The organism is [Brevibacterium] flavum, assembly GCF_019317305.1.
Taxonomy (GTDB): domain Bacteria; phylum Actinomycetota; class Actinomycetes; order Mycobacteriales; family Mycobacteriaceae; genus Corynebacterium; species Corynebacterium glutamicum.
This window is the reverse complement of record NZ_CP079240.1, coordinates 2,787,473-2,806,871: the sequence shown is the minus strand read 5'-3', so window position 1 is coordinate 2,806,871 and position 19,399 is coordinate 2,787,473. Positions and strand designations below refer to the sequence as shown.

The 19,399-nt window shown below is 55.4% G+C and carries 17 protein-coding genes and 3 pseudogenes; 16 read left to right on the top strand and 4 right to left on the bottom strand.

What is annotated here, in order from left to right; all coding sequences use genetic code 11:
• Window positions 1-41: 41 nt before the first annotated feature.
• The 7 genes from KW808_RS13685 (at window position 42) to KW808_RS13655 (ending at window position 4,471) form a co-directional block, all read left to right on the top strand.
• Window positions 42-638 (top strand): CarD family transcriptional regulator, encoded by a 597-nt coding sequence (locus tag KW808_RS13685; RefSeq protein ID WP_003853867.1) that lies wholly within the window; start codon window positions 42-44, stop codon window positions 636-638.
• Between the two features lie 6 nt (window positions 639-644).
• Complete coding sequence (gene ispD / locus KW808_RS13680) at window positions 645-1,415, top strand: 2-C-methyl-D-erythritol 4-phosphate cytidylyltransferase (RefSeq protein WP_003863003.1); 771 nt, start codon at window positions 645-647, stop codon at window positions 1,413-1,415.
• Window positions 1,408-1,890 (top strand): 2-C-methyl-D-erythritol 2,4-cyclodiphosphate synthase, encoded by a 483-nt coding sequence (gene ispF / locus KW808_RS13675; protein WP_003863005.1) that lies wholly within the window; start codon window positions 1,408-1,410, stop codon window positions 1,888-1,890. Before ispD ends, ispF begins: the two co-directional genes overlap by 8 nt.
• A 93-nt stretch (window positions 1,891-1,983) precedes the next feature.
• On the top strand, window positions 1,984-2,325 hold the full coding sequence (locus tag KW808_RS13670) for a hypothetical protein (protein ID WP_003863006.1): 342 nt from the start codon (window positions 1,984-1,986) through the stop codon (window positions 2,323-2,325).
• A gap of 264 nt (window positions 2,326-2,589) precedes the next feature.
• Window positions 2,590-3,312, top strand: a complete 723-nt coding sequence (locus tag KW808_RS13665; protein WP_003863008.1) for a transcriptional regulator NanR — start codon at window positions 2,590-2,592, stop codon at window positions 3,310-3,312.
• Window positions 3,302-3,718 carry a sialidase family protein gene (locus KW808_RS13660; RefSeq protein ID WP_230622985.1) on the top strand — a complete coding sequence of 139 codons (417 nt, stop codon included), beginning with the start codon at window positions 3,302-3,304 and terminating at the stop codon, window positions 3,716-3,718. Before KW808_RS13665 ends, KW808_RS13660 begins: the two co-directional genes overlap by 11 nt.
• A 6-nt stretch (window positions 3,719-3,724) precedes the next feature.
• A complete protein-coding gene (locus KW808_RS13655; protein WP_230622984.1) occupies window positions 3,725-4,471 on the top strand; it encodes a sialidase family protein in 747 nt (248 codons plus the stop codon).
• A gap of 285 nt (window positions 4,472-4,756) precedes the next feature.
• Here the strand turns inward: KW808_RS13655 and KW808_RS13650 are convergent, their stop codons facing one another.
• Both KW808_RS13650 and KW808_RS13645 read right to left on the bottom strand, forming a co-directional pair.
• Window positions 4,757-5,368: an N-acetylmannosamine-6-phosphate 2-epimerase gene (locus KW808_RS13650; RefSeq protein WP_003863010.1), complete on the bottom strand. Its 612-nt coding sequence runs from the start codon at window positions 5,366-5,368 to the stop codon at window positions 4,757-4,759.
• A gap of 46 nt (window positions 5,369-5,414) precedes the next feature.
• A pseudogene (locus KW808_RS13645) lies at window positions 5,415-6,167 on the bottom strand (IS6 family transposase).
• Window positions 6,168-6,299: 132 nt separating this feature from the next.
• Here KW808_RS13645 and KW808_RS13640 point away from each other — a divergent pair.
• Window positions 6,300-7,625 (top strand): DUF2254 domain-containing protein, encoded by a 1,326-nt coding sequence (locus tag KW808_RS13640; protein WP_003863015.1) that lies wholly within the window; start codon window positions 6,300-6,302, stop codon window positions 7,623-7,625.
• Between the two features lie 109 nt (window positions 7,626-7,734).
• Window positions 7,735-8,452: pseudogene (locus KW808_RS13635) on the top strand (IS6 family transposase).
• Between the two features lie 209 nt (window positions 8,453-8,661).
• Here KW808_RS13635 and KW808_RS13630 read toward each other — a convergent pair.
• Together KW808_RS13630 and KW808_RS13625 are read right to left on the bottom strand one after the other, a co-directional pair.
• Window positions 8,662-9,573, bottom strand: coding sequence for an ROK family protein (locus tag KW808_RS13630; RefSeq protein WP_003863020.1), 912 nt, complete (start codon window positions 9,571-9,573; stop codon window positions 8,662-8,664).
• 12 nt (window positions 9,574-9,585) lie between these two features.
• Window positions 9,586-10,524: pseudogene (locus tag KW808_RS13625) on the bottom strand (dihydrodipicolinate synthase family protein).
• A gap of 213 nt (window positions 10,525-10,737) precedes the next feature.
• On the opposite strand from KW808_RS13625, the gene KW808_RS13620 reads away from it, so the two are divergent.
• The 7 genes from KW808_RS13620 to KW808_RS13590 all read left to right on the top strand — a co-directional run bounded on the left by KW808_RS13620 (window position 10,738) and on the right by KW808_RS13590 (window position 19,395).
• Window positions 10,738-11,904: an N-acetylglucosamine-6-phosphate deacetylase gene (locus KW808_RS13620; RefSeq protein ID WP_003863022.1), complete on the top strand. Its 1,167-nt coding sequence runs from the start codon at window positions 10,738-10,740 to the stop codon at window positions 11,902-11,904.
• 39 nt (window positions 11,905-11,943) lie between these two features.
• The gene (nagB, locus tag KW808_RS13615) at window positions 11,944-12,705 is read left to right on the top strand and encodes a glucosamine-6-phosphate deaminase (RefSeq protein ID WP_003863025.1); all 762 of its coding nucleotides are present in this window, start codon (window positions 11,944-11,946) and stop codon (window positions 12,703-12,705) included.
• Between the two features lie 17 nt (window positions 12,706-12,722).
• Complete coding sequence (scrB, locus tag KW808_RS13610) at window positions 12,723-14,024, top strand: sucrose-6-phosphate hydrolase (protein ID WP_074496048.1); 1,302 nt, start codon at window positions 12,723-12,725, stop codon at window positions 14,022-14,024.
• A gap of 150 nt (window positions 14,025-14,174) precedes the next feature.
• Window positions 14,175-16,160: a sucrose-specific PTS transporter subunit IIBC gene (locus tag KW808_RS13605; RefSeq protein WP_003863030.1), complete on the top strand. Its 1,986-nt coding sequence runs from the start codon at window positions 14,175-14,177 to the stop codon at window positions 16,158-16,160.
• Window positions 16,161-16,202: 42 nt separating this feature from the next.
• Window positions 16,203-17,585 carry a cysteine--tRNA ligase gene (cysS, locus tag KW808_RS13600; RefSeq protein WP_003863032.1) on the top strand — a complete coding sequence of 461 codons (1,383 nt, stop codon included), beginning with the start codon at window positions 16,203-16,205 and terminating at the stop codon, window positions 17,583-17,585.
• 40 nt (window positions 17,586-17,625) lie between these two features.
• Window positions 17,626-18,567 carry a 23S rRNA (guanosine(2251)-2'-O)-methyltransferase RlmB gene (gene rlmB, locus KW808_RS13595; RefSeq protein ID WP_003863034.1) on the top strand — a complete coding sequence of 314 codons (942 nt, stop codon included), beginning with the start codon at window positions 17,626-17,628 and terminating at the stop codon, window positions 18,565-18,567.
• A 57-nt stretch (window positions 18,568-18,624) separates the two neighbouring features.
• Window positions 18,625-19,395: an IclR family transcriptional regulator gene (locus tag KW808_RS13590; RefSeq protein ID WP_230622982.1), complete on the top strand. Its 771-nt coding sequence runs from the start codon at window positions 18,625-18,627 to the stop codon at window positions 19,393-19,395.
• Window positions 19,396-19,399 lie beyond the last annotated feature (4 nt).

The window sequence follows — 19,399 nt, the reverse complement described above, 5'->3', positions numbered from 1 at the left end:
TGGTTCTAGCAAAAATGGAACCGCCATTAGAAGGAGTGGGAATGGAATTCAAGGTCGGAGATACCGTCGTTTACCCGCACCACGGAGCTGCAATTATTTCAGCCCTGGAGCAGCGTGAAATGAATGGTGAGACGGTGGACTACCTGGTTCTCCAGATCAATCATTCCGATCTCGTCGTTCGCGTTCCAGCAAAGAACGCTGAACTCGTTGGCGTGCGTGACGTTGTCGGTGAGGAAGGCCTGCAGAAGGTTTTCTCTGTTCTTCGTGAAATTGACGTCGAAGAAGCCGGCAACTGGTCCCGCCGTTACAAGGCTAACCAGGAGCGTTTGGCTTCCGGTGATGTGAACAAGGTCGCTGAGGTTGTTCGTGACCTGTGGCGTCGTGATCAGGATCGTGGCCTTTCCGCTGGTGAGAAGCGCATGCTCTCCAAGGCGCGTCAGGTTCTTGTTGGTGAGCTCGCGCTCGCCGAAACCGTGGACGATGAGAAGGCGGATGCTTTCCTCAGCCAGGTCGATGAGACCATTGCTCGCCACCGCGCTGACCTGCTCGGCGACGAGGAAGAGAAGAAGGACGCATTCGACGACTTCGACGATTCCGACGTGGATCTTGACGATCTGAGCTTCGACGACGAAGATTAGACGCCCATGTCGTCTACACGAATCCCCGTCATCGCACTCCTCGCGGCGGCGGGGCGCGGAACCCGCCTCGGCGGACCCATCCCCAAAGCATTCGTCACGCTGCGTGAACGCACACTTTTAGAGCGCTCGCTCCAAGGCTTGCTCACCTCCGAAAGCGTCGACGAAATCATCATCCTCGTCAGCCCCGACATGGAAACCTACGCCCGCGATTTGCTGCGCAAACGCGGTCTTTTGAACGACCCCGAAGGGGTACGCGTACGGCTCGTGCACGGCGGCGGGGAGCGCGCGGACTCGGTCTGGGCAGGCCTTCAGGCAATTTTGCTTGACGACGCCACCCCCGATGCAATTGTCTTAATCCACGACAGCGCCCGAGCGCTCACACCACCCGGCATGATTGCGCGCGTGGTGCGCAAAGTCCACGAAGGCGCCACCGCAGTCATCCCAGTACTGCCAGTATCGGACACCATCAAACGAGTGTCCCCTGATGGCGGAGTAGTTGTCGACACACCCAACCGTGCAGAACTTCGCGCCGTCCAAACCCCACAGGGCTTCCGACTTTCCGAACTCGTTGCAGCGAATGAGAAATTCTTCGCCGACCCCAACCCAGGCTTCATCCCAACCGATGACGCCAGCTTGATGGAATGGTACGGCGCAGATGTAGTCTGCGTACAAGGCGACCCAATGGCGTTTAAAGTAACAACCCCCATTGATATGATGCTGGCACAACGCATCACCGACGAAGCCGAACCCACAATATTTGAGGTACCAGGTGACTAACCCAATCATCCCCCGCGTAGGAATCGCCACAGACGCCCACCAAATCGAAGCGGGAAAACCCTGCTGGATCGCCTGCCTCCTCTTTGAAGGCGTCGACGGCTGCGAAGGCCACTCCGACGGTGATGTTGTAGCTCATACAATTGTGGATGCTCTCCTTTCTGCCTCTGGTCTGGGGGATTTGGGCTCTTTCGTTGGTGTGGGGAGACCTGAATACGATGGTGTTTCTGGTACACAGTTGTTGAAGGAAGTCCGGGAGCTGCTTTCGGCACACGGGTACGTCATTGGAAATGTCGCCGCCCAACTGGTTGGCCAAACCCCCAAATTTGGACCCCGCCGCGAAGAAGCACAACAAGTCATCTCCGAAATCATCGGTGCACCATGCTCACTGTCTGCCACCACCACTGATCACATGGGATTCACTGGTCGCAGCGAAGGTCGTGCTTCTGTGGCAACGGCAGTGGTGTGGAAGGCTTAAGTTTTCTGTAGGGATTGGGCTGACTTGGTCTGTTTGGAGCTGGCGGGGGCTGGCGGGGGCTGGCGGGGGCTGGCTTCAAGGTATGGTCGGGGCATGCCCAAGCTGAGTTCACTTAAAGTCTGGAATCTCGTTGCTATCATCGTGCTTGGCGGGATGGCTACCGAGCAGATTTTGGGATTTTGGGACAACAACCCCACCGCATTAGTGATGTGGATTTCGAGTGCAATAGCCATCGGAGCTGTGGCGTGGGGACTTTCGAATTACAAAAAGCCCTGTGATTGGTTTATTCCGCGCCTCTACGCATTTGTGGCTGTACCCAATTTAATGCTCCTTTTTGATGCGCAATCCTGGACTAAGTTTTGGGGCGGTTTGGCAGTAATCGTGGTGCTCATGAGGTACATCCTTTTTAAAAGAGGGGCCCAGGCCGTGAGTTGAATTGTGACGCTATGCTCATTAAAAGAAATTGTGAGCGGTGTCATCGAATTGCTGTAGTGTCAATACGCATCAGACATCAGACATTAAGGAATAAATTTTTTGAAACCATTTCAGAAAATGCACATTTACTTACCCCTACGGTGGGGCGCCGTCTAGAAACTTGCAGGTAAAACACCTGAAAGCACTTCAGATAAGACGGATGGGGTCTGATGGAAACTGCAGTCGATATGATCAGAACCATCTCCAGATTAGGAAGTGAACACAATGGAAAGCTCCAAAAAGACTTCGCGATCAAGGTCCACTACTCAAGAAGCAGTGCGCGAAATTAAAAAATACATTCGGGACAACCGGCTGCGTACGGGAGACCTTCTTCCTTCCGAAGCGTTCTTATGTGAGGAATTGGGTTGTTCCCGTTCTGCAATCAGGGAGGCGATCCGCGCGCTCGTGACCTTGGACATCGTCGAGGTTCGCCACGGCTACGGCACTTTCGTGTCCAAGATGTCCCTCGAGCCCCTGATCAACGGGATGGTGTTCCGCACGGTGTTGGACAATGACACCTCGGTGGAAAACCTTTTCTACGTGGTGGATACCCGCGAAATCCTTGACCTTTCACTTGGCGAAGAGCTGATCGAGGTGTTCACCGACGATGACCGCGAGCTACTCCTTGATCTGGTGGACAAGATGCGCGAGCACAACGATCAGGGCGAATCTTTTGTGGTGGAGGATCAAAAATTCCACCGAGCACTCCTAGCGCGCACGAAAAACCCGCTGATTAGAGAGCTCAACGATGCGTTTTGGCAGATCCAAACCGAGGCGCAGCCCATGCTCAATCTGGCTATGCCCGCAGACATCGACGAAACCATCAAAGCTCACAGCGACATCGTCGAAGCGCTCTCCAGCGGCAACATCGACGATTATCGCAGCGCCGTGCTCGCTCACTACGCGCCGTTTCGCCGCATGATTTCCAACATGCTCGATGCGCACTAGCCTCATTGCGCGCGGGTTGTACCGCATTCCCGCGCTGGTCTGGGATCAGGGTCTTTTAACGCTTTTCGACGCCCGCCTCAGTGTTGACGACCTCCCCGCACCCATCGACGTGGTGTCAGCGCGATCCTCAGACGGCATCACCTGGACCACCCCAGAACCAGCAATCGTCGAAACTGAACACCGCGGTGTGGGCGATGTCTGCCTTGTCACGGGCGATCTGTGCTTCCACGGATTGTCCAACCTCGCAGGATTTTTTGAGGATCCCACCGACCTTGAACCCCGGCTGGCGCGCCGGGATGTGAGTGGGTGGACGTCGATAAGCATGGCCCACTATTTTGCGGACGTTGATGCCGCGTTTGCCTCGTCGGGGACGGGACTTGTCCTGGCGGATGGGCGGTGGATTTAGAGTTTTGTGGTGCGGCGCGGGCGCGAGATTTCGCTTCGGATTCTGCGCAGCGATGGCCACATCACCGATATTGCCGGCGGTAACGAATCCGCGATGACGCAGCTGCCGAGCGGTCGGATTGTGCTGCATTCCAGGGGGGTGGGACACCGTCTGAGCAGTGTGTCCGATGATTTCGGGGAGACATTCACTCCGCTGGAGCCTGTGCCTGAACTAATCGACCCCGGCTGCAACGGCCACGTGTTCTACTGGAAAGCGGCTGGAATGCTCGCCGCAACGCACCTGGCGGACCCTGATCTGCGACGCCACTTGGTGGTTGATTTATCCAGCGACGAAGGAGCGACCTGGGCGCATCGCATCACCATCGACCGCGAAGAAGCCGCCTATTCAACCGCTGCGGAAATGCCCAACGGAGATGTTGCCGTGGTGTGGGAAGCAGAGGGAACGCGCGCGATAAAATGCACGGTGATCAGCGTAAATGATATTTCGATGCGGATCGATGAGCCCATTTCCGATGCCATATCCCTCCGTCATGTGGTGATCAACGATGACCATGACGGCATCGAAGTTCTGCTGCCGGATGCGTCGCAATGGGGTGAAGGTGTATTCAAAATTGTGTCCAATCCAGACGCGAGCACCCAAAAAATCCGCACTCGAGGCAAGCCCGCGCGACAGACCCTGGAAATTGGGGATGAATTGGTTTTTGATATCCGCAAGGGTGGGGAAGTTAAGCAGGATTTTGGGGTGGGGCTGTAGGGGTCGATTTAAGGGCCTTTACGTGTGGGGTGGCCCCTAGTTTGGTTTTGACGCCGTTGAGCCCTTAGAAGCGATTCTGGCACTGTTGTTTTTGGGGCTACTGAGGCTGGTGTGATTCCTGTGTGGTTACTGGGGGTTAGCAGGGCAAGGATCCACCACATCCCTGAGGAATCTTGGAATCTGTGGTGGATCCTAGCGCTTTTAGGCAGATGAGACGCAAAAATCCACCACAAAACCGCTGATCAGAGCGATTTGTGGTGGATCCGTGCAGCGCTGGACTAAGTGCTAGTGCAACAGTGACGCGAACTGTCCAGTGATGATACCAGGGTCAGTGATTGCGGTGCCCACGATGATCGCGTTGGCACCAATGAGACGACCGTGTGCAACATCCGCAGGGTTGGAGAAGCGGCCTTCGCCAATGAGGAACGCATCTGGAACTAACTCACGGGCTTCGCGGAGGCAATCGAAATCTGGCCCGACTGTTTTCTCGCGGTGTTCGGTGTATCCGGCAAGCGTGGTGGACACAAAATCCGCGCCAGCCTTATGCGCACTGAGAACTTCTTCGGGAGTTGCGCAGTCCGCCATGATGAGAATTCCGGAATCGTGGGCAACAGTGACCAGCTCTGCAAAGGTGGAGCCGTCAGGCCTAGGTCGGAAAGTTGCATCCGCGCAGACTACAGTGGCGCCGGATTCTGCCACTGCTCGAACGGAATCCCTGGTTGGGGTGATGTAAACTCCTTCGGAGCCTTCTTTGGTGAGTCCGAAAACGGGAACGTCGACACGGTTGGAGATTGAACGGATATCTTCCAAACCGCCGTAACCGCCACAGCGAATGGCAGGAGCACCGCCATCGACACAGGCTGCGGCCACATGGGTGAGCGTATGGGTATCTCGCATGGGTGCTGTTGCAAAGTTGGGCGGGGAACCGTGAAGACTCAGTTTTTCATCTCCTGATGGGTACCGTGTGCCAGCGTGTCCAAGCTGTCTCAAAGACCCGGTTGATGATCACCGCGTCTGGGTTCGACTGCCCGTAGGCGAACATCGTTCCCTGACCCTTTCTCAATGAGTGCATCGCCTCCATCCCCTTGAGTGACAGGTCACGCAGACATCCAATTCTTGAACGCCCCCTTCGGTCCGAGGATCCGTTTCAACCGCCCATGGTTACCTTCCAGCACGTTGTTGAAGGTATTTCACCTGCCGGTGCTCCACCGTCTGAGGGCAGATTCCCTCCGCCTTCAGCTCGGATATTGCCTTGGCCAGAGCTGGTGCCTTGTCGGTGTTGATGACCCGCGGGGACCCGGCTGTCGTATTCGATCGCAGCGTCTTGGCCAGGAAACGCTTGGCCGCCGCGACATTGCGCTTCGGAGAGAGATAAAAGTCCAGGGTCTGCCCACCGGCGGTAATAGCCCGGTAGAGATAGCACCACGTGCCGCCGACCCGGATATAGGTCTCATCTACCCGCCAGGAGCTTGCCTGCCAGTCAGGTACCTGCCGGTATCGGCGGGTCTGCTTGTCCAGCTCGGGGGCGTATTTCTGGACCCAGCGGTGAGAATCGTGGTGTGATCGACTGGCACTCCGCGCTGAAGTCATCATTTCCTCGAGATCTTAGGTCAGCTGAGCCCGTAGCGGCAGTGACCTGTGCACCGCCCACAGGATGGATCTCGCGAGGGAAATGACGACCCGAGAAGAGACTCATGGCCTTAATTATTTCACGCCGAGGATCCTACTGCCCCGACGTCGCCACAACAGCCGTTTTCTGTTGTGAAGGCGGGTGGAACAAGTCGGCTGAGTGCGCACTGAGAACCGTCGTCAATGCCATAATGGTGTGGTGAAGAAAAACGACCACGGTACTACTGGTACCTCCGAGAGTTTCCGCATCCGCGGTTCGATCCCGGACATTCCCCGGGAGACGCGGTGGGACCGGCTGTGGCGGCCCTTCTGGGCGATACCGGCTGCCAGCGTGGTCGCGGCCCTGGTTTTCGGTTTCCTGCTTCCCACGTGGGAACGTGGGTTGTCCGACGCCGCGCTCAAATTCGTTTTTGAGGGTGGGCCTGATGCCGCCCGCGAGGTGCTGGGCACCATCGCCGCCTCCACGATCTCAGTGACCGGTCTCATCTTCTCCATCACTCTCGTTGTTCTGCAGCTGGTGAGCAGCCAGTTCAGCCCGCGAATGCTCAACGGCTTTCTGCGCAACCGCATCGTGCAGGCCACCCTGGCGATGTTCCTGGGGACGTTCGTGTTCTCCCTGACGGTCATCCGGTACGTGTGGAGCGAGGACGAGGACATCACCGGATTCGTCCCCAGTGCTTCAGTGTCGGTTGCCTTCCTGCTGGTGCTCGGGTGTCTGGGACTGTTCCTGGCGTTCATCCGGCTCATCACCTTCTCGATGCGGGTGGCCAACGCCATCTCCGAGATCGGGGAGGAGACGATGGCTCTGGCCGCACGTATCTATCCCGTGCAGAGCGACGACGCAGGCCCAGTCCAGGGGCCGGGCTGGTCACCGCGGCCCGGTGACCCCCGGGAAGAAATCCGGGTGGGCAGCCATGGTTCGCTGGTGTGGATCGACTACCGGAAGCTGGTGTCCTGGTCGACGGAACACCAGGCGGTGATCACGGTCGACCGGCCGGTGGGGGACTTCCTCGTCGAGGGCCAGCCGCTGCTGCGGGTCTGGTGGGACGGGGAACTCAGCGACCGGGACCGACGCGTTCTGCACTCGGCCATCGAGGTGCGGACCGAGCGGGAACTTCACCAGGATGTGGCGTTCGGACTGCGTCAACTGGTCGACATTGCCGATCGTGCGTTGTCCCCGGGCATCAATGATCCGGCCACGGCGGCCCAATGTGTCCAGGAGATCCACCGGATCTTCCGCTATTTGGTCACCGTCATCGAGCCCAGCCCCTACATCGCCGATGACGACGGTCGGGTCCGTGTGGTGCACCAGCCGCAACGTATCGCGGACATGCTCTATGAGGTGATCCGTGAGATCCATCTCTACGGGGCGGATTCTGCGATGATTCCGAGGCTGCTGCGCACCATGGTCGAGGACCTGGTGACGGCCGCTGCCGATCATTCCCTGCCTGCCGTCGAGCGTGCCCGCGGCATCCTGGACGATGAGACGGACGAGGACCGCGACAGTGACACCGCGAACGTCTGATCCGGGATCAGGTGGCGGTGAGGTTCCAGTGCCGGAAAGCACGGGCACCCAGCAGGGTGTTGTTGCAAAGTTGGGGCAATAGAAAGACCGGCGTGAAATAATCAGAGCCATGGGCATCTTCTCCGGTCGGCATTTCCCCCGTGACATCATCCTGTGGGCGGTGCACAGGTCACTGCCGCTACGGGCTCAGCTGACCTAAGATCTCGAGGAAATGATGACTTCAGCGCGGAGTGCCAGTCGATCACACCACGATTCTCACCGCTGGGTCCAGAAATACGCCCCCGAGCTGGACAAGCAGACCCGCCGATACCGGCAGGTACCCGACTGGCAGGCCAGTTCCTGGCGGGTAGATGAGACCTATATCCGGGTCGGCGGGAAGCGGTGCTATCTGTGACCTGGCGAACACCGTTGGTGGGCATATCCTGGACTTTTATCTCTCACCAAAACGGAATGTGGCTGCGGCCAAGCGTTTCCTGGCCAAGACGCTGCGATCGAATACGACAGCCGGGTCCCCGCGGGTCATCAACACCGACAAGGCACCAGCTCTGGCCAAGGCAATATCCGAGCTGAAGGCGGAGGGAATCTGCCCTCAGACGGTGGAGCACCGGCAGGTGAAATACCTCAACAACGTTATCGAGGGAGATCATGGCCGACTTAAAAGAATCCTGGGGCCGAAGGGAGCGTTCAAAAACCGAATTTCCGCCTACCGGACGTTGAAAGGGATGGAAGCGATGCATTCATTGCGGAAAGGCCAGGGCACGATGTTTGCCTACGGGCACCCGAACCCAGACGCGGTGATCGTCAGCCGGATATTCGAGACAGCTTAAGTACCCCGGAGCAAGGACAACTAATGTCTTGAGGTTGGGCTTTTCGACCCTGGCCCAACTTTGCAACAGCCCCCTCGCATGGCATGGCTGTCGGGAGCTTGCACGGAAACAATGAGCTGGCCTTGAAGCTGTGCGTAGAGCTTTGAGCGTTGAGTATTTAAGTCCATTATTTAAGGAAACTCCTGTGTTGAGAACAGCGTTTTAGGTGCTTAAAAGGCGTTATCGCGGGCATATTTTGCTGCTGCGATGACGGCTGCTTGGGCACCAAGGGACGTGCTTAAAACTTGTACGGATTTGTTGGGGGTTAACACTCGATCGAAAATCCCTGCGGTGATGGGATCCATGATGGGTGCGCCGATGCCTGCGACTCCGCCTCCAACTACTACTGCGGAAAGGTTCAGCACTGTGACTAATGCGCCTAGCGCTTGGCCAAAGCCTCGGAGATTTCCAGTAATGATTTGCTGGGCCAGGCCATCACCTTGGTGGAAGCGCTCCATGATGGCGGGAAGGTCAAGTTGAGTTGCGGCGGCCTCGTTGTAGTACCTGGTTAGGCCGGTGCCACTTGCTATATTTTCGCACCGAACGGCTAATCCTGCATGGTCAGAGCACACAACTTCTGCGAATTCTCCCGCAGTTCCAGTGGGGCTACTCATCATGATTCCGTCTTCGATGATTGCTCCGCCGACTCCAGTGCCGAGGGACACGTAGAGAACCCTGCCGGTGAGGTCTTTGCCGGTGCCTAAGTGGTGCTCACCGTAGGCCCATACGCGGACATCATTGTGTGCCGCGAATGGAACGTTGAGGACTTCTCGGGATAATCCTCGCAGGTCAGTGCCTGCCCACTCTGTGAGGGTTTCACCGTTGTACACGATGGTTCCCTCTGGTCCCAGAATTACACCAGGAGCGCCCATGCCGATGCGGGTGACACTGAGGCCGTGTTCCTCGGCAGCTTTTAAGCCTGCCAGAAGAACCAGCCGGATCTGCTCGATAGGGCTGTCGCCTTCTTTTGTTCCCAAGCGTCCCGTGGACAATGTTGTCGTCGGGGCGTTATCGGGGACTAGTGCGTAGGCAATCTTTGTGGCACCAATATCAAGGGCAAGGGTGCAAGTGGGATCAGTCATGAGGTGTGGGCCTTAAGCGATGTACAGGAATTCATCAACAATGGCGTGAATGCGAGCAGTTTCTTCGTCGCTGAGGCTCTGGTGAGGAACTGCCATCGCATTGGATTCAATAATGCCAAGGTGTGCGAGTGCTGTCTTGAAACCGCCCAAACCAGCGCTGGAACCGGACATATGGGAGGTGTCTCCCACGAAGACGATGTGGAAGAGGTGGTTGATGCGCTTCTGCAAAGCAGCAGCTTCTGCCCACTTTCCATCGAGGCAGAGTTTTGCTAAAGCTGCGTATGCTGCAGGATCAACATTGCCCAGGCCTGGGACAACTCCATCGGCACCAGCAAGGTAGGCGAAATCAACGGTGGTTTCGCTGCCGGTGAGGATCTTGAACTGCTCAGTGAGTCCAGCATCATCACGAGCTTCGATCAGTGAGCGGATTGCGCCATCATTGCCACTGGAATCCTTGGTGCCTGCAAGAACGCCATCCTTGGCCAGCGTCAAAAGCATGACTGGGTTGAGGTTGGAGTGCACCGACACTGGGATGTTGTAGGCAAACAGTGCAAGCTCTGGAGCGGCGGCGTGGATCTTGCGGAAGTGTTCTTCAATTTCCACATCGTGGGTGCGGGTTTAGAAAGGTGCGGTGGCAACGAGGCCTTCGGCACCAGCTTCCAGGGCATCTTCCACGAGCTCAATAACACGAGCAGTGGTGGTTTCAATGACATCAGCAGTTACGGGAACGCGGCCTGCGGTGTGCTCGATGATAGTCGTCAGTGCAAGTTTGCGCTGGGTGTGGGTGAGGAATGCCGCTTCGCCTGAGGAGCCCAGTGCGAAAAGTCCGTCGACGCCACCATTGATGAGGTGGTCAACGAGCTTGCGGAGGCTTTCTACATCCACGCTGCCGTCGGCGTGGAGTGGGGTCATTACGGGTGGGATCACGCCGGTGAAAGTTGCGGAAGCCATGGTGTTCCTTGTGGGTTGAGGGAACGAGTGCGGGTGAGAAGTTTTTCAAGTGTCTGCAGTTTTTAAGTAATGCATCATCAGCTTGGAAGGCTGAGGTAATTCAGTAGACCTGCAACAGCAGGCTTCAAGTCCGAAGATAATTAACCTAAATCCGTGGACATAAGACATCATACGTCCTATGCTTGCTGGAAGGAAGCAAATAACCTCAGAAAGATGGCAGAAGTGGTGCATTATCAAGAAAATGCAGGTCAAGCAGTTAAAAAAATTGAAGGAAGAATTGTTACCCCCCACGGGGTGATTGATGGCTTTCTCCAACTCGAAAACGGCATCATCACGGAACTCTCTGGAGAACCAGCACCTAAAAACGCAGGATTCCACCCCGAACTCCCCACGATTGTTCCCGGTTTTATTGATCTTCATAATCACGGTGGAAACGGTGGCGCGTTTCCTACGGGAACGCAGGACCAGGCGAGGAACGCCGCGCAGTATCACCGCGAACATGGCACGACCGTGATGTTGGCAAGCATGGTTTCGGCGCCGGCTGACGCACTGGCAGCGCAGGTGGAAAACCTTATTCGCTTGTGTGAAGAGGGCCTGCTGTGCGGCATTCACCTCGAGGGCCCTTTCATCAACGCATGCCGTTGTGGTGCTCAAAACCCGGATTTCATTTTTCCCGGCAACCCAACAGATCTTGCCCGGGTGATCCATGCGGGAAAAGGTTGGATCAAATCGATCACAGTAGCACCGGAAACTGACAATCTTTCTGAGCTTCTCGATCTCTGCGCAGCGCACCACATCATTGCTTCCTTCGGGCACACTGATGCAGATTTTGATACCACTACCAGCGCAATTGCCTTGGCTAAAGAGAAAAATGTGACGGTCACGGCTACGCATTTGTTCAATGCGATGCCTCCGCTGCATCATAGGGCTCCCGGCAGCGTGGGCGCTTTGCTTGCTGCGGCACGTGCCGGGGACGCATATGTTGAGTTGATCGCCGACGGCGTGCATTTGGCCGATGGAACGGTCGATCTAGCTCGTTCCAACAACGCCTTTTTCATCACGGACGCCATGGAAGCCGCCGGAATGCCAGACGGTGAGTATATTTTGGGCATTTTGAACGTCACCGTCACCGATGGAGTCGCCCGTCTGCGCGATGGCGGCGCCATCGCCGGGGGCACCAGCACACTAGCGAGTCAGTTCGTGCACCACGTGCGCAGGGGTATGACGCTTATCGACGCGACCCTCCACACCTCAACCGTCGCCGCCAAAATTCTCGGTCTTGGCGATCACGAAATCGCTAAATCCAACCCTGCAAATTTTGTGGTCTTTGACTCAAACGGCCAGGTGCAAAAGGTCCATTTAGGTCATCAAGTACTTTAAGTACGAGTAAAACTATCCTGATTTTAAAGGAGTCCCACCATGGAAATCACTATCTGCAAAGACGAGCAAGAAGTCGGCAAAGCAGCTGCAGCCCTAATCGCACCCTTCGCCAACAAGGGTGGAACCTTGGGGCTTGCAACAGGATCCTCACCACTGAGTACCTACCAAGAGCTCATTCGCATGTATGAAGCTGGGGAAGTGTCATTCAAGAACTGCAAGGCATTCTTGTTGGATGAATACGTGGGACTAACCCGTGACGATGAAAACAGCTACTTTAAAACCATTCGCAAAGAGTTCACTGACCACATCGACATCGTTGATGAAGAGGTCTACAGCCCAGATGGTGCAAACCCTGATCCATACGAAGCAGCTGCAGAGTATGAGGCAAAGATCGCTGCAGAATCCGTTGAAGTTCAAATCCTTGGCATCGGCGGAAACGGCCACATCGCTTTCAATGAGCCATCATCTTCTCTGTCAGGACTGACAAAGGTCCAGGCGCTGCACCCTAAAACTGTGGAGGACAACGCTCGATTCTTCAACACCATCGAAGAGGTCCCAACCCACGCCGTCACCCAGGGTTTGGGCACTTTGTCCCGCGCGCAAAACATCGTGTTGGTGGCAACTGGTGAAGGAAAAGCCGACGCCATCCGCGGAACTGTGGAAGGCCCAGTGACTGCTTCTTGCCCAGGTTCCATCCTGCAGATGCACAACAATGCCACCATCATCGTTGATGAAGCAGCAGCATCCAAGCTGGAAAACGCTGATCACTACCGTCTCATGGAGCAATTAAAGCTGCGCTAGAAACAAAAAGGAAAGTACTGTGTGGGGCTATGCACACAGAACTTTCCAGTTTGCGCCCTGCGTACCATGTGACTCCTCCGCAGGGCAGGCTCAATGATCCCAACGGAATGTACGTCGATGGAGATACCCTCCACGTCTACTACCAGCACGATCCAGGTTTCCCCTTCGCACCAAAGCGCACCGGCTGGGCTCACACCACCACGCCGTTGACCGGACCGCAGCGATTGCAGTGGACGCACCTGCCCGACGCTCTTTACCCGGATGCATCCTATGACCTGGATGGATGCTATTCCGGTGGAGCCGTATTTACTGACGGCACACTTAAACTTTTCTACACCGGCAACCTAAAAATTGACGGCAAGCGCCGCGCCACCCAAAACCTTGTCGAAGTCGAGGACCCAACTGGGCTGATGGGCGGCATTCATCGCCGTTCACCTAAAAATCCGCTTATCGACGGACCCGCCAGCGGTTTCACACCCCATTACCGCGATCCCATGATCAGCCCTGATGGTGATGGTTGGAAAATGGTTCTTGGGGCCCAACGCGAAAACCTCACCGGTGCAGCGGTCCTATACCGCTCGACAGATCTTGAAAACTGGGAATTCTCCGGTGAAATCACCTTTGACCTCAGTGATGCACAACCTGGTTCTGCTCCTGATCTCGTTCCCGGTGGCTACATGTGGGAATGCCCCAACCTTTTTACGCTTCGCGATGAAGAAACTGGCGAAGATCTCGACGTGCTGATTCTCTGTCCACAAGGATTGGACCGAATCCACGATGAGGTTACTCACTACGCAAGCTCTGACCAGTGCGGATATGTCGTTGGCAAGCTTGAAGGAACGACCTTCCGCGTCTTGCGAGGATTCAGCGAGCTGGATTTCGGCCATGAATTCTACGCACCGCAGGTTGCAGTAAACGGTTCTGATGCCTGGCTCGTGGGCTGGATGGGGCTGCCCGCGCAGGATGATCACCCAACAGTTGCACAGGAAGGATGGGTGCACTGCCTGACTGTGCCCCGCAAGCTTCATTTGCGCAACCACGCGATCTACCAAGAGCTCCTTCTCCCAGAGGGGGAGTCGGGGGTAATCAGATCTGTATTAGGTTCTGAACTTGTCCGAGTAGACATCCGAGGCAATATTTCCCTCGAGTGGGATGGTGTCCGTTTGTCTGTGGATCGTGATGGTGATCGTCGCGTAGCTGAGGTAAAACCTGGCGAATTAGTGATCGCGGACGATAATACAGCCATTGAGATAACTGCAGGTGATGGACAGGTTTCATTCGCTTTCCGGGCCTTCAAAGGTGACACTATTGAGAGATAAGTCATAAAAAAGGGTCTTTTGTGGCGAATTGTACAAATACTTCGCAAAATCCCTTGATCGGACACAAATAAACAGGTTTAATATTGTTTAGCTTTTGAACAAACATTCATGTCTGAATATTTTTGTTTCTTCCCGGTTAAGGAGAAATTCATGGACCATAAGGACCTCGCGCAACGCATCCTGCGCGACATTGGCGGCGAAGACAACATTGTCGCCGCCGCACACTGTGCAACGCGTTTACGCCTCGTGCTCAAAGACACCAAGGATGTGGATCGCCAAAGTCTGGATGATGATCCAGATCTGAAAGGCACCTTTGAAACTGGCGGCATGTTCCAGATCATCGTCGGGCCAGGCGATGTGGATCATGTTTTCAAAGAACTCGATGACGCAACCTCCAAAGACATCGCTGTGTCCACAGAGCAGCTCAAAGATGTTGTGGCTAACAACGCCAACTGGTTCAGCCGTGCTGTGAAGGTATTGGCGGACATTTTCGTCCCGCTGATTCCAATCTTGGTTGGTGGCGGTCTGCTCATGGCTATCAACAATGTGTTGGTTGCGCAGGATCTGTTCGGTCCGCAATCACTGGTGGAGATGTTCCCTCAGATCAGCGGTGTTGCTGAGATGATCAACCTGATGGCATCTGCGCCGTTCGCGTTCTTGCCAGTGTTGGTTGGTTTCACCGCAACCAAGCGTTTCGGTGGCAATGAGTTCCTGGGCGCCGGCATTGGTATGGCGATGGTGTTCCCAACCCTGGTTAACGGCTACGACGTGGCCGCCACCATGACCGCGGGCGAAATGCCAATGTGGTCCCTGTTTGGTTTGGATGTTGCTCAAGCTGGTTACCAGGGCACCGTGCTTCCTGTGCTGGTGGTCTCTTGGATTCTGGCAACGATCGAGAAGTTCCTGCACAAGCGACTCAAGGGCACTGCAGACTTCCTGATCACCCCAGTGTTGACTCTGCTGCTCACCGGCTTCCTTACGTTCATTGCTATTGGTCCAGCAATGCGCTGGGTGGGTGACTTGCTGGCACACGGTCTGCAGGGACTCTATGATTTCGGTGGTCCAGTCGGCGGTCTGCTTTTCGGTCTGGTCTACTCACCAATCGTGATCACTGGTCTGCACCAGTCCTTCCCGCCAATTGAGCTGGAGCTGTTCAACCAGGGTGGATCCTTCATCTTCGCAACCGCATCCATGGCCAATATCGCGCAGGGTGCAGCATGTTTGGCAGTGTTCTTCCTAGCGAAGAGTGAAAAGCTCAAGGGCCTTGCAGGTGCTTCAGGTGTCTCCGCTGTTCTTGGTATTACAGAGCCTGCGATCTTCGGTGTGAACCTTCGCCTGCGCTGGCCGTTCTACATTGGTATCGGTACCGCAGCTATCGGTGGCGCTTTGATTGCACTCTTTGATATCAAGGCAGTTGCGTTGGGCGCTGCAGGTTTCTTGGGTGTTGTTTCTATTGATGCTCCAGATATGGTCATGTTCTTGGTTTGCGCGGTAGTTACCTTTGTCATCGCATTCGGCGCAGCGATTGCTTATGGCCTTTACTTGGTTCGCCGCAACGGCAGCATTGATCCAGATGCAACCGCTGCTCCAGTGCCTGCAGGAACGACCAAAGCCGAAGCAGAAGCACCCGCAGAATTTTCAAACGATTCCACCATCATCCAGGCACCTTTGACCGGTGAAGCTATCGCACTGAGCAGCGTCAGCGATGCCATGTTTGCCAGCGGAAAGCTTGGCTCAGGTGTTGCGATCGTCCCCACCAAGGGGCAGCTGGTTTCACCAGTGAGCGGAAAGATCGTGGTGGCCTTCCCATCTGGTCACGCTTTCGCAGTCCGCACTAAGGCTGAGGATGGTTCCAATGTGGATATCTTGATGCACATTGGTTTCGACACCGTAAACCTCAACGGCACGCACTTTAACCCGCTGAAGAAGCAGGGCGATGAAGTCAAAGCAGGGGAGCTGCTGTGTGAATTCGATATTGATGCCATTAAGGCTGCAGGTTATGAGGTAACCACGCCGATTGTTGTTTCGAATTACAAGAAAACCGGACCTGTAAACACTTACGGTTTGGGCGAAATTGAAGCGGGAGCCAACCTGCTCAACGTCGCAAAGAAAGAAGCGGTGCCAGCAACACCATAAGTTGAAACCTTGAGTGTTCGCACACAGGTTAGACTAGGGGACGTGACTCTACGCATCTTTGACACCGGTACCCGTACGCTTCGAGATTTTAAACCTGTTCAACCAGGTCATGCCTCGGTGTACCTGTGTGGTGCCACCCCGCAATCTTCACCCCACATTGGACATGTTCGTTCAGCAGTAGCGTTTGATATTTTGCGCCGCTGGCTCATGGCTAAGGGACTTGATGTGGCATTTGTTCGCAATGTCACTGATATCGATGACAAGATTCTCACCAAGGCATCTGAAAATGGTCGCCCTTGGTGGGAATGGGTGTCTACTTATGAACGTGAATTCACCTGGACGTACAACACGTTGGGTGTGCTTCCTCCATCAACGGAGCCTCGTGCAACAGGCCACGTCACTCAGATGATTGAGTACATGCAGCGCTTGATTGATAACGGCTTTGCTTACGCCGTTGATGGCTCTGTGTACTTTGATGTCGCAGCGTGGTCCAAGGCTGAAGGATCTGATTATGGTTCTTTGTCCGGAAACCGTGTGGAAGATATGGAGCAGGGCGAGCCCGATAACTTTGGTAAGCGGGGGCCACAGGACTTTGCTCTGTGGAAGGCTGCCAAACCGGGTGAGCCGTCATGGCCAACCCCTTGGGGAGACGGCCGGCCGGGTTGGCATTTGGAATGCTCTGCCATGGCCACCTACTATTTGGGTGAGCAATTTGATATTCACTGTGGTGGTTTGGATCTGCAATTTCCACACCATGAAAATGAAATTGCCCAGGCACATGCGGCTGGCGATAAATTTGCCAACTACTGGATGCACAATCACTGGGTAACAATGGCCGGCGAGAAAATGTCCAAGTCTTTGGGCAATGTTTTGGCTGTGCCGGAAATGCTAAAGCAGGTTCGTCCTGTCGAGCTTCGTTATTACCTTGGGTCTGCCCATTACCGTTCCGTCCTTGAGTATTCCGAGAGCGCTTTGAGTGAAGCTGCGGTGGGTTACCGTCGCATTGAGTCTTTCCTTGAGCGTGTGGGGGATGTTGAGGTAGGCGAGTGGACGCCAGGTTTTGAAGCTGCGATGGATGAGGATATTGCAGTTCCTAAGGCTTTGGCTGAAATCCATAACGCTGTCCGCGAGGGCAATGCTGCCTTGGATAAGGGTGATCGTGAGGCAGCGGAGAAGCTTGCTTCTTCGGTTCGTGCGATGACTGGCGTTTTGGGCTTCGACCCCGTTGAATGGGGTTCAGATGCAGGCGCTGATGGCAAGGCAGATAAGGCGCTTGATGTGCTGATTTCTTCGGAGCTTGAGCGTCGTGCAACTGCTCGTGCTGAGAAGAATTGGGCGGTTGCTGATGAGGTTCGAGATCGTCTTGCCGACGCCGGTATTGAGGTTGTGGATACCGCAGATGGCGCTACATGGAAATTGCAGTAATTGCAGCAATTACAAACACTTTTAAGGAGATAATTTAAACATGGCAGGAAATGACAGTCGTCGAGGCGGCTTACGCAAGACCAATAAAAAAGGTGCAACCAAGGGCAGTGGCGGACAGGTTCGTCGCGGTCTGAAAGGTAAGGGGCCTACCCCTAAAGCTGAGGATCGCACCTATCACGCAGCTCACAAGCGCAAGGTGGAGCGTGATCGTCGTGATCGTGGACGCCACCAGCGTGAAATGCCAGAGTTGGTTGTGGGCCGTAACCCAGTGCTGGAATGTCTGCATGCACGCGTTCCAGCGACTGCTTTGTATGTTGCAGAGGGTGCGGCGAACGATGAGCGTCTGAGCGAGGCAGTGCACACTGCGGCTGGCCGAAATCTTCCAGTGCTGGAGGTTAACAAGCTGGAGCTGGATCGTATGACCGGCAACGGCATGCACCAGGGCATCGGCCTGGCGATCCCTCCTTACGAGTACGCAGATGTTCATGATCTGATCGCCAATGCTGCGGCTTCTAAGAAGCCAGGAATGTTCGTGATTCTGGATAACATTACTGACCCTCGTAACTTGGGTGCTGTGATTCGTTCCGTCGGTGCTTTCGGCGGCAACGGTGTCATCATTCCGGAGCGTCGTTCAGCATCTGTGACCGCTGTTGCATGGCGTACTTCTGCTGGTACCGCAGCGCGTGTGCCAGTGGCGAAGGAAACCAACATGACTCGTGTCGTGAAGGAATTCCAGCAAAACGGTTACCAGGTCGTCGGCCTTGACGCTGGCGGCGACCACACTTTGGACACCTACGACGGCACCGACAACGTTGTCATCGTCGTCGGTTCTGAGGGCAAGGGAATTTCCCGTCTGGTTCGCGAAAACTGCGACACCATCATGTCCATACCCACCGAGGGCTGGGTTGAATCGCTGAACGCTTCGGTTGCTGCCGGCGTCGTGCTGTCGGAGTTCTCGCGCCAGCGTCGCATTAAGGGTTAAGCCGGAGGTTGGCGTCGAAAAGCAAAATGCTTTTCGACGCTTCCCTATACTTTGGGCATGGCTAATTCTTCATCGGGGGAAACGGTGTTGCAGCGCACGATGCGGGTGTTGCACTGCTTTGATGCAGAAAACGCGAGGTTGGGGGCCTCGGAAATCGCGCGTCGCAGTGGTTTGCCTAGCTCGACGGCGCACCGTTTGGTCGTGGAATTGACGTCGGTGAAGTTGCTGGAGCGCTTTTCTGACGGCAAATATGGCATCGGCACGCATGCGTGGGAGACGTTTGTGAGGGCGAATCCTTTGGAGCGCATGAGGCTGCAAGCTCAGACCATCTTGAGTGATGTGCGTGAAGAGCTGGGACAATACGTGTGTTTGGCGGTGCCGGATTTTGTGGATCGTACGATTTTGTATGTGGAGCGTTTCGATTCGACGGATAGTCAGCTGCGTCTTTTGGGCAGGCATGCGGGGCGTTTGGATTTGCACACCACATCATTGGGGTTGGTGATGTTGGCGTTTGCTTCGCCGCAAACCATTAAGGCAGTGACGAGTTCGCCGTTTAAGGATTCCATTTCGGGGGATATTACGGATGGTGCTGCTGTAGCTGCGATGCTCCCGGAAATTCGCGCGACGGGGCATTTTGTATTTGTGGGTGGTCTGATTCCGGAGAATACGGCGGTTGCGGCTCCGGTTTTTGATCGAAAAGGGGTTGTTCGGGCATCAGTGGGGGTAGTGGCGAGGAACGATGAAATTGATGTGAATCAGGCGGTTACTGTGGTGCTTGATGCATGCCAAAAGCTCAGCGTAAGGCTACAAAAAGACTCTCTATATTAAGTTC

Excerpts from the sequence above, each read along its gene's own strand:
- KW808_RS13620 (WP_003863022.1), top strand. The coding sequence starts at position 10,738 with ATGGCAGAAGTGGTGCATTATCAAGAAAATGCAGGTCAAGCAGTTAAA.
- KW808_RS13630 (WP_003863020.1), bottom strand. The coding sequence starts at position 9,573 with ATGACTGATCCCACTTGCACCCTTGCCCTTGATATTGGTGCCACAAAG.
- KW808_RS13660 (WP_230622985.1), top strand. The coding sequence starts at position 3,302 with ATGCGCACTAGCCTCATTGCGCGCGGGTTGTACCGCATTCCCGCGCTG.
- KW808_RS13605 (WP_003863030.1), top strand. The coding sequence starts at position 14,175 with ATGGACCATAAGGACCTCGCGCAACGCATCCTGCGCGACATTGGCGGC.
- rlmB (WP_003863034.1), top strand. The coding sequence starts at position 17,626 with ATGGCAGGAAATGACAGTCGTCGAGGCGGCTTACGCAAGACCAATAAA.
- KW808_RS13650 (WP_003863010.1), bottom strand. The coding sequence starts at position 5,368 with ATGCGAGATACCCATACGCTCACCCATGTGGCCGCAGCCTGTGTCGAT.
- KW808_RS13590 (WP_230622982.1), top strand. The coding sequence starts at position 18,625 with ATGGCTAATTCTTCATCGGGGGAAACGGTGTTGCAGCGCACGATGCGG.
- ispD (WP_003863003.1), top strand. The coding sequence starts at position 645 with ATGTCGTCTACACGAATCCCCGTCATCGCACTCCTCGCGGCGGCGGGG.
- KW808_RS13670 (WP_003863006.1), top strand. The coding sequence starts at position 1,984 with ATGCCCAAGCTGAGTTCACTTAAAGTCTGGAATCTCGTTGCTATCATC.
- KW808_RS13685 (WP_003853867.1), top strand. The coding sequence starts at position 42 with ATGGAATTCAAGGTCGGAGATACCGTCGTTTACCCGCACCACGGAGCT.
- nagB (WP_003863025.1), top strand. The coding sequence starts at position 11,944 with ATGGAAATCACTATCTGCAAAGACGAGCAAGAAGTCGGCAAAGCAGCT.
- KW808_RS13665 (WP_003863008.1), top strand. The coding sequence starts at position 2,590 with ATGGAAAGCTCCAAAAAGACTTCGCGATCAAGGTCCACTACTCAAGAA.